The following is an 8250-nucleotide window of genomic DNA, read 5'->3' as shown; positions in this document are numbered from 1 at the left end:
TGGCCGGACGGCGATTTATTCTGCTGGTCTGTGTAGAGGAAGCCGAGCATGTGATCGAAAGAACGGTTCTCCAGCATCAGAACGACAATGTGCTGAATCGCGGCAAGCTGGTTAGCCATGGACACTCCTTCGTTGATGTCGTTTGCGGTGCTCGCGTGCAATACGTGTTTCAGCATGCACGCGTTCCGAGGCTTCGACATGGATGCCCCAAGCAGGTTCGAAGAAATATCTCTGATGTTTTGCGAGGCAAAAACGCCTCACCATTTCATTACATTTTGATGTCACGCGGAAAAAAACATGGCGCGAATTCAGCGCAGATATAGTGCTGACGAGACGCAGCGAGCATGCCGCGGGAAGACGAGACTTTTGTTCTCATTGGCGCTCGCGTTCCCGCGTTGTAGGATTGAAGAGGTAACGCGTTACAAAAGGCGTATCGAACCATGAGTTCCCGTACCCTGGTAGCTGAAACCGCAGATACCTACGCTTCGTCTGCAGCAGTCGGCCCTGTCAGCGCCGGTTCGGTTTCCGCTGCAACGACGGTTGCCGATGCTTTCGTGCTGCTTGCTACAGCGATTTCCGGCGAAGCAGTGTTCCGGGTTCGCAAGCTCAATTCCAGCGCGGGTCCCGAGGACCTACACAAGCTCCGGGTAGCGCTGCGCCGTTTGCGTACGCTCTGGTGGGCATACGACCCCTTGCTCGACAGAAAAGAGGCGAAGCTGCAGCGCCGCGAGTTCAAGTCACTCGCCGATGCCGCCGGCCGTACGCGAGACTGGGATGTCTTGCGCGAACTGATCGCCGCAGTGGATGCATCGGGGAAACATTCGTTTCCCTTGTTGATTACCGCGATCGATGAGCATCGGGCCGAGGCGCTGTCGTTTAGTCTGCGGTCAATCGGCAATGCGGGTGTGGAGCGAATCCTGGAGCAGGCCCTTGCAGACGCACGCTTGCATCTTGATGCGCAATGCGCCGCTCGCCCTATTGCAAGCTTCGCGGAAGAACGTGTGCAAGTAGCCGAAGAAGCCTTGAAGACGCGCGTCAAACGAGCGATATCGGCGGATGGCACAGACTACGCGGCGCTACACGAGGTGCGGATAGCGGGGAAAAAACTTCGCTATTTGCTGCAGTTTTTCGCGCCGGTTCTGCAGGGTGGTCATCAGGCGGTGATTGACCGTCTCACAGTGGTGCAAGACGAACTTGGGACGTTGAACGACCAGGTGACGAGCGAAACACTGCTTCGCGAGTATGCCTTTCAGTTAGGTGACGCCAGGCGGGTCAAACAGGCCATTGCGTATCTCCAAAGCGAGACCGCGAATCACATGCATCACGTCCACGAGATATTGCATACGATGGCGTCGCGGGTCGATGCCCCGTGCCGCTGACCGAGGCGCATGTTTATGCCAGTTCGGACCGACGCTGCTCTCCGTCGTGCTGCCAGCTGTTCGCTACCCGTTCGCCGTCCGCACGTGCCTGTGCCTCCGAGGAAAACAGGTCCTCGCTATATGCGACTACCTTTTTCCCCGTCCCGTGCAGCCTTTCGGTCGTCAGTGCCCAATGCCAGCCACCATCCTGTTCAAACACATGAAGCGTCAAATCAGGCGAGTGCGGATATGTCATTTATGCCTCCGCAGTTAGGGGGCCTGATGGGCATCTAGTAAGCCCCAAGCTCCGCTCAACCCAGCATAGGCGTATAAATGCTGCGACGCAACATTAAATTTTTACGACACGTTTTCTGCATGTGCGAGCCGGGGCGCAAAAACTCCATACACTTACTTCGCATAACGAATTGAAGTCGGTGTATGGACGTCGCGCATTCGGGCTTATGACAGCCTCAATTATTGGAACTTGACGACAGTTTCGCCGCGGCCATGCCCCGTCTTGTTACGCTCGATTGCGTTAGCGGCATGGGCTACTGCCGTCGGCAAGTCGCTGGGATCGATAGAGATGGCGTCGGCGCCGCCATAAGCATGGATACGAAGAGCTCGGTTCATTGTGCATTCTCCAGAAAGGGATAGTCGATGTAGCCTTGCGGGCCGGCCGAGTAGAACGTGTCGCGGTCGGGCGTGTTAAGCGGCGCATCGGCGAGGAAGCGTTGTGGCAAGTCCGGGTTGGCGAGATACAGGCTGCCGAATACGGCGGCATCGGCACCGCCCTCATCGATCAGCGTTTGAGCGCTTGCCTTGTTCAGGCCTCCGCCGTGCAGCAGCGCGCCGTCGAACAGCGGCCGCAGGAGTGCGCGGTAGTCGAACGGGCTCTTCGTTTTGGCGAGGTGCAGGTAGGCCAGTTTGAGTTGTCCGATCCGCTGAACGAGGTACTGATAGGTTTCCTGCGGCGCGGCGTCGCTCACGCTGTTAAATCCCATCTCCGGCGCGATCTTGATGCCGACGCGATCGCTGCCGGCCTCTTCGACCAAGGCGGTCAGCACGTCGAGCACGAAGCGCGCGCGGTTTTCCAGCGAGCCGCCGTATTGATCGGTCCGCTGATTGGTCCCCGAGGACAAAAACTGTTCCGGCAGATACCCGGAGGCAGCATGCAACTCGACGCCGTCGAAACCGGCTTCCAGCGCGTGACGGGTAGCGAGCCGATAGTCCTCGACGATGCGCGGGATTTCTTCGGTTTCCAGCGCGCGCGGCACTACGAAGTCCTGCGGCCCGGTGGCGGTGAAGACCTTGCCTTCCGCGGCAATCGCGGAAGGCGCGACGGGCGTGGCATTGTCCGGCAGCAGGCTCGGATGCGAGATGCGTCCGGTATGCATCAGTTGCAGGAAGATCAGGCCGCCTTTCGCGTGGACTGCAGCGGTAATGCGCTTCCATGCTTCGATCTGCGCAGCCGAGTGGATGCCCGGTGTACGCACATAACCCTTGCCCATCGGCGACGGGAAAGTGCCTTCCGTCAAAATCAGGCCGGCATTGGCGCGCTGGGCGTAGTACTGCTCGGCGAGCGGGGAGGGCACGCCCGACGCATCGTCGGCACGTGAACGGGTCATGGGCGCCATGACGAAGCGGTTGCGCAGGGTATGGCGGCCGATACGGATGCTTTTGTAGAGCGAGTTCATGTCGATTCCTTGGTGTTGGTGAAGGAGTAAGGACAGAATGAACTGATCCATTGGAGAGATAAAGGTCTAAAATAGAATACAGTGATCCACCAGTGGAGCAATCGCTATGGAATTGTTGAGCTACATGCGCCTGTTTGTCGAAGTGGCGCGTACGCGGAGTTTCCGCCGCGCGGCGGAGGCGCTGGATATGCCGAACTCGACGGTCTCGCGGCATATTGCGGAACTGGAAAAGACGATTGGCTTGCGCCTGCTGCACCGGTCTACCCGAAAAGTGGAGTTGACCGAGGCGGGGGAGGTCTATTTCAGGCGCTGCCAAAGCATCGTCGAGGAAGCGCGCATTGCGCATGAATCGCTGCTGGACGTGGCTGAACGCCCGACCGGCACACTGCGGGTCTCGATGCCCGCGGATCTCGCCACCGGCCATCTGGCGCCGATCCTTGCCGATTTCGCCAAGGCGTACCCGCTGATCGCTTTTGAATTCGACCTGACGCCGCGCCGGATCGATCTGCAGGCGGAGCCCTTTGATCTCGCGATCCGCATCGGACCGGCGCCCACGGCGCCGTCGATGCTGGTAGCGCGCCAGATTGCGCTGCTGCCGCGCTACCTGTATGCGTCACCGGGCTATCTGAAGAATGCGCCGCCGCTGAGCCACCCCGACGATCTCCGCCATCACGTGTTATGCGTGACGCAGGCGGCGCCGAGGCAGGGTGACGTGTCGAGAACGTATTATCGCGGCGACGAAAAGGTCGAAGTCGTCACTGCGACCCGCTTCGCGATGAATAGTGTTGGCTTGAGCCGCGAACTGGCGACCCAAGGTGTCGGAGTCGCGGCGCTGGACCCCGAGCTCGCACGCGATGATCTGGCGTTGGGGCGGCTCATACGCGTGCTTCCCGATTGGCGTCTTTCGCCCGTGCAGGTGCACGCGATCACGGAGACGCGATTGTTGCCGGCGAGGGTGAGGTTGTTTATCGAGTTTTTGAAGGGGCGGTTGTCGAGTCTGGGATGATTGCTTTGGCAGACGCTTACGATGGGATGTTTTCCCATGTTGTATCTGCATCAAGGGGATAAACCGGCCGCTTCACGCGCTCGAAGTCGAACAGGCCGTAGTCCGAACTCGTTACCCCACGGCTATCGCATTCCACTAGTGCTGCTGCTATTGGCACAAACACCGGCCGGCAATACATCCGCGATTTAAGCAACAGAAAACGCGCGCGGCGTGGATCGATGCCGACGCTTTCGAAGACGCCCAGATCCCACGGCTCATGCGTGCGCTCGGTCAGGACGAGCGTTGCCGTGCCGATATCGAGCACGGCGGCGCGTCCCATGAAGGCGCGCTGTCCTGTGTAAGTAGGACCGCTAATGGTGTACTCGCCATCGGTGAGTCCGCGTACCACGCCGGTCAACGTGAGGGGCGCCTGCGGCTTAACGGCCTCGCTGGCGAGTTTGTTGCCGACTGGAAGCGTTACAGTGGCTCCCACCCCGGCCTTATGCAATAACGCCACCGCCTCCGGATCGCAAAGCGGTCCGCTCACGACACCTTCGAGTCCCTGTTTGAGCACCTCTGCAAGCAGATCCATCGTGTCGCACGTGCCGCCTGACATGCAGTTATCGCCGTGATCGAGCAATAGCACGGGCTTGTCCGCAGCCTTAGCGAGAGCGGCCGCCTGCGCGACCGAGTCTGCGAGCGGAGCGCTGCGATAAAAGAAGTCTTCCCTGTCATTCCAGATCTGTTGCGCGATTCGTTGTGCGACCCGATCCGCAGCGGCGTGATCGCCATCGCCCACCACCACAACGCTAATACAAGGCGCTGCAATATCCGCCAGCGAAAACCCCGACAGCACCGATACCGCCAGCATCCCGTCCGCCTCGGCGGCCCGCGCGGCATCGACCGCACGTTTCATCGCGCCTTCGGCCGTCGCGCTGCGCAGCGTGTGCGTGAGCAGCGGCGGCTGGCGCCACGCGATCACCGGCCGCGCTCGCTGATGGATAAGATCGAACAGCAAACGCGCGGCGTGCGCGCCGGTCTCGTACATGTCGACGTGCGGATAAGTCTTGAAGCTGACGATGACGTCGGCGTTGTCGATCATCTTTTGCGTGACGTTGCCGTGCAGATCGAGCGCTACGCCGATGGGCGCATCCGGCAGCGCGGCACGTACGCTGGCGAGCAGATCGCCTTCGCCATCGGCCGAGTTCTCCGCGACCATCGCGCCGTGCAAATCCAGCAACACGGCGTTGCAACCGTGCGCGGCCTCGACAATCGCATTGCAGATCGCATCGTAGGCAGCAGCCGCGACCGGGCCGCTTGGGTTGGCCGAAGCCGAAACCGGCGTCACATACTGCGCGTGCTCACGCTCGGCTGCATCGATAAACGCAGCCATCGCGGTCTGCATGCCTTTGTTTTCGCGCAATGCGTCTTCGCCCCAGTTCGGGCCGCTGCGCCCGAATGCCTCGAGCGGTGTCGCGACGGGAGAGAACGTATTGGTTTCGTGATTCATCCTGGCGATGAGGAGTTTCATGCGCTTGCCTTTGCTCTTGCGATTTCTTGCGATAAATGACGCGGCGGTTAAACGATACTGCGGTTAAACGACGCCCACGCCCAGATAGCGGTCCTTGATCGACTCGTCGGCGATAAACGCGGCGTTATCGCCTTCATACACGATCACGCCCTGCTCGATGATGTAATGCCGGTCAGCGAGTTGCGAACATACCTCGAGGTTCTGCTCGACCAGCAGGATTGCGACACCCGCTTGCTTGATCAGCTTTAACTGCGCAACGATTTCTTCGACGATCACGGGCGCGAGTCCCTCTACTGGCTCGTCGAGCATCAACAAACGCGGATGGTTCAGCAACGCGCGGCCAATGGCGAGCATCTGCTGCTCGCCGCCGGACAATTGAGCGCCGCCATTCGTGCGCCGCTCTTTGAGGCGCGGAAAAATACGGTAGATATCGTCGAGCTGCCACGGCGAGTCTTTGCGAGCGCCGAGCCGCAGATTTTCTTCGACCGAAAGCAGCCGGAAAATGCCGCGATGCTCAGGCACAAAGCACACACCGCGTGAGGCGATCTTATGCGGTGCGAGCTTGTGGATCGGTTCGCCCTTAAAGGTCACTGTGCCGCGCTGCGGCGTCACGACCCCGGCGATACTCTTGAGCGTCGTCGACTTGCCGGCGCCATTGCGGCCCAGCAGCGAGATGGTCTCGCCTTCGCCGACGCGTAGCGTGACCCCTTGCAGGATATGACTTTTGCCGTAGAAGCCGTGAATCTGCTGGACGTCGAGGATCATGCGCGGCCTCCCGTGATCATGTTGCCAAGGTAAGCGCTTCTGACCCGCTCATCGCCGCGAATGTCGTCGGGGCGGCCTTCTACCAGGACGCGACCCTGCTGCATCACGGTGATGGTGTCCGAGATGTCCATCACGATGCCCATGTTGTGCTCGATCAGTACCACGGTGTAGTCGTCGCGCAGGCTGCGGATTAGTTGTTTCATATCGGCGAGATCGTCGATGCCCATACCCGACGTCGGTTCGTCGAGAAAGATTGCTTTAGGCCGCGCGGCGAGCGCCATGCCGACTTCGAGACGCCGTTGCTGACCGTGCGATAGGGCGCCCGCAGCGGTGCCGGAAAAACGCTGCAATGCAAGGCGCTCCAGCACGCTGTCCACTACATCGGCATGCGCGAGCGTGCCGCGCGGCGGCTTCCACGCATTCAGCGCGCGTTTTGCGTCGACACCTTGCGCCGCGAGGCGCAGGTTTTCACGCACGCTCAGATTGGCGAACAGGCTCGTGACCTGAAACGAACGCGCGACGCCGCGGCGCACGCGCTTGTGATCGGGCTTATGCGTCACATCGTGGCCGTCGAACATGATTTTGCCGGCGGTGATCGGTAACGTGCCGGTGAGAACATGAAACAGTGTCGTCTTGCCCGCACCGTTTGGGCCGATCACCGAATGCACCGTGCGTGGCAGGATACGCAGATCGATCTCGGAAAGCGCCGTGAACTTGCCGTAGCGCTTCACGATACCGTTTGCCTGCAGGATGGCTTCGCTCATGCGTGCTCCTCGCCTGAGTCAGAGATGGGCGTATCACGCCGCACCGCTTGCCAGATGCGCTCGCCGAGACCCCACAGTCCGCGTTGCATGAACAGACTCACAGCGATAAGCAGCAGCCCGAGCAGCAACAGCCAGCGCGGCCACAAGGTAGAGAGCCAGTCGGCGAACAGCACATAAAACGCCGCACCGAGCACCGATGCAAACAGATTGCCGGTGCCGCCGATCACCGTCATCACGAGGATCATCTCGCTCGTGTGGTAGTCGATATTCGACAACGGCGCGATGCCGGTCATCAGCGCGTGCAGCGCGCCGGCGAGACCTGTGACTGCACCGGAGATCACAAACGCCATCAGCTTGAAGCGTTTGACGTCGTAACCCACCGCGGCGGCGCGCGCTTCGTTGTCGCGGATCGCCAGCAGCGTGCGCCCGAAGACGGAATGCGACACGCGCATGAGCAGCCAGAACGCGAGCAGAAATAGCACGGCAACGAAGCCGTAGTATTGCCACGGTGTCGTGAGCGGCACGATCGTTTTGCCGAACAGCGAGAGTGCCGGGCGAGGGATACTGAGCAGGCCATCGTCCCCACCGGTCAGATTGGGCGTCGTGTAGGCCAGAAAATAGAACATCTGCCCGAATGCGAGTGTTAGCATAACGAAGTAGGTGCCACGCTGACGAATCGAGAACCAGCCAACCAGGGCGGACGCCGCTGCGCCGACGATGATCGAGGCCAGCAACGCCAGCGTGACGGGCGTGCCGTCGAGCTTCGTTAGCACGATGCCCGCGGTATAGCTGCCCAGTCCGAAGAAAATCCCCTGGCCGAACGAAAGTAATCCGGTAAAACCGAGCAACAGGTTGCAGCCGAGCGCGGCGAGCGCATACACCAGCACCTCAGTGGCGAGCGAGCCCGAGCGCAAGGTGAGCGGCAACACGCAAACCACAAGTAGCGCTAGGAGAATGAAGCGATAGTGATGCAATGCCTGTTTGAAGGTGCGCTTCGCGCCGAGTGTCGATGCGTCCACAGCAGCGAGCGTCTTCGACGTGTCGATCATGTCGCTCTCCCGAGCAGTCCGTTCGGGCGCAACAGCAGAACAGCAGCCATCGCAACGTAAATCATGAGGCTTGCACCTTCGGGCCACAGCGTGCTCATCACGCT

The 8250-nt window shown here is 60.4% G+C and carries 10 protein-coding genes and 1 pseudogene; 2 read left to right on the top strand and 9 right to left on the bottom strand.

The features are described 5' to 3' along the window. The coding region (locus M0954_RS15330; RefSeq protein WP_297354111.1) for an alkaline phosphatase family protein at positions 1-119 on the bottom strand (119 nt) is incomplete at its 3' end. 321 nt (positions 120-440) lie between these two features. Here M0954_RS15330 and M0954_RS15325 point away from each other — a divergent pair. Beyond that, complete coding sequence (locus tag M0954_RS15325; protein WP_297354109.1) at positions 441-1379, top strand: CHAD domain-containing protein; 939 nt, start codon at positions 441-443, stop codon at positions 1377-1379. Between the two features lie 13 nt (positions 1380-1392). Here the strand turns inward: M0954_RS15325 and M0954_RS15320 are convergent, their stop codons facing one another. The 3 genes from M0954_RS15320 to M0954_RS15310 all read right to left on the bottom strand — a co-directional run bounded on the left by M0954_RS15320 (position 1393) and on the right by M0954_RS15310 (position 3052). Continuing rightward, entirely contained in the window at positions 1393-1614 is a 222-nt protein-coding gene (locus M0954_RS15320) for a hypothetical protein (protein ID WP_122157959.1), read from the bottom strand. A gap of 218 nt (positions 1615-1832) precedes the next feature. Continuing rightward, positions 1833-1988, bottom strand: a complete 156-nt coding sequence (locus M0954_RS15315; protein WP_297354106.1) for a hypothetical protein — start codon at positions 1986-1988, stop codon at positions 1833-1835. Then, complete coding sequence (locus M0954_RS15310; protein ID WP_297354104.1) at positions 1985-3052, bottom strand: alkene reductase; 1068 nt, start codon at positions 3050-3052, stop codon at positions 1985-1987. The genes M0954_RS15315 and M0954_RS15310 overlap by 4 nt, the downstream gene beginning before the upstream one ends. Positions 3053-3158: 106 nt before the next feature. Between M0954_RS15310 and M0954_RS15305 the strand changes: the two genes are divergently transcribed. Next, a complete protein-coding gene (locus tag M0954_RS15305) occupies positions 3159-4058 on the top strand; it encodes a LysR family transcriptional regulator (protein WP_297354103.1) in 900 nt (299 codons plus the stop codon). Between the two features lie 16 nt (positions 4059-4074). Here the strand turns inward: M0954_RS15305 and M0954_RS15300 are convergent, their stop codons facing one another. The 5 genes and pseudogenes from M0954_RS15300 to M0954_RS15280 all read right to left on the bottom strand — a co-directional run. Further along, positions 4075-5568 carry a M81 family metallopeptidase gene (locus M0954_RS15300; RefSeq protein ID WP_297354101.1) on the bottom strand — a complete coding sequence of 498 codons (1494 nt, stop codon included), beginning with the start codon at positions 5566-5568 and terminating at the stop codon, positions 4075-4077. Positions 5569-5631: 63 nt separating this feature from the next. Next, the gene (locus M0954_RS15295; protein WP_122157963.1) at positions 5632-6333 is read right to left on the bottom strand and encodes an ABC transporter ATP-binding protein; all 702 of its coding nucleotides are present in this window, start codon (positions 6331-6333) and stop codon (positions 5632-5634) included. Beyond that, complete coding sequence (locus M0954_RS15290) at positions 6330-7097, bottom strand: ABC transporter ATP-binding protein (protein ID WP_297354099.1); 768 nt, start codon at positions 7095-7097, stop codon at positions 6330-6332. Before M0954_RS15290 ends, M0954_RS15295 begins: the two co-directional genes overlap by 4 nt. After that, positions 7094-8146 (bottom strand): branched-chain amino acid ABC transporter permease, encoded by a 1053-nt coding sequence (locus M0954_RS15285; RefSeq protein ID WP_123387005.1) that lies wholly within the window; start codon positions 8144-8146, stop codon positions 7094-7096. Before M0954_RS15285 ends, M0954_RS15290 begins: the two co-directional genes overlap by 4 nt. Next, positions 8143-8250: pseudogene (locus tag M0954_RS15280) on the bottom strand (branched-chain amino acid ABC transporter permease); the annotation flags it as partial. The pseudogene M0954_RS15280 and the gene M0954_RS15285, both read right to left, overlap by 4 nt.

It is taken from the genome of Paraburkholderia sp. (assembly GCF_026225065.1).
Taxonomy (GTDB): Bacteria; Pseudomonadota; Gammaproteobacteria; order Burkholderiales; family Burkholderiaceae; genus Paraburkholderia.
This window is presented reverse-complemented; position numbering and strand designations above follow the sequence as displayed.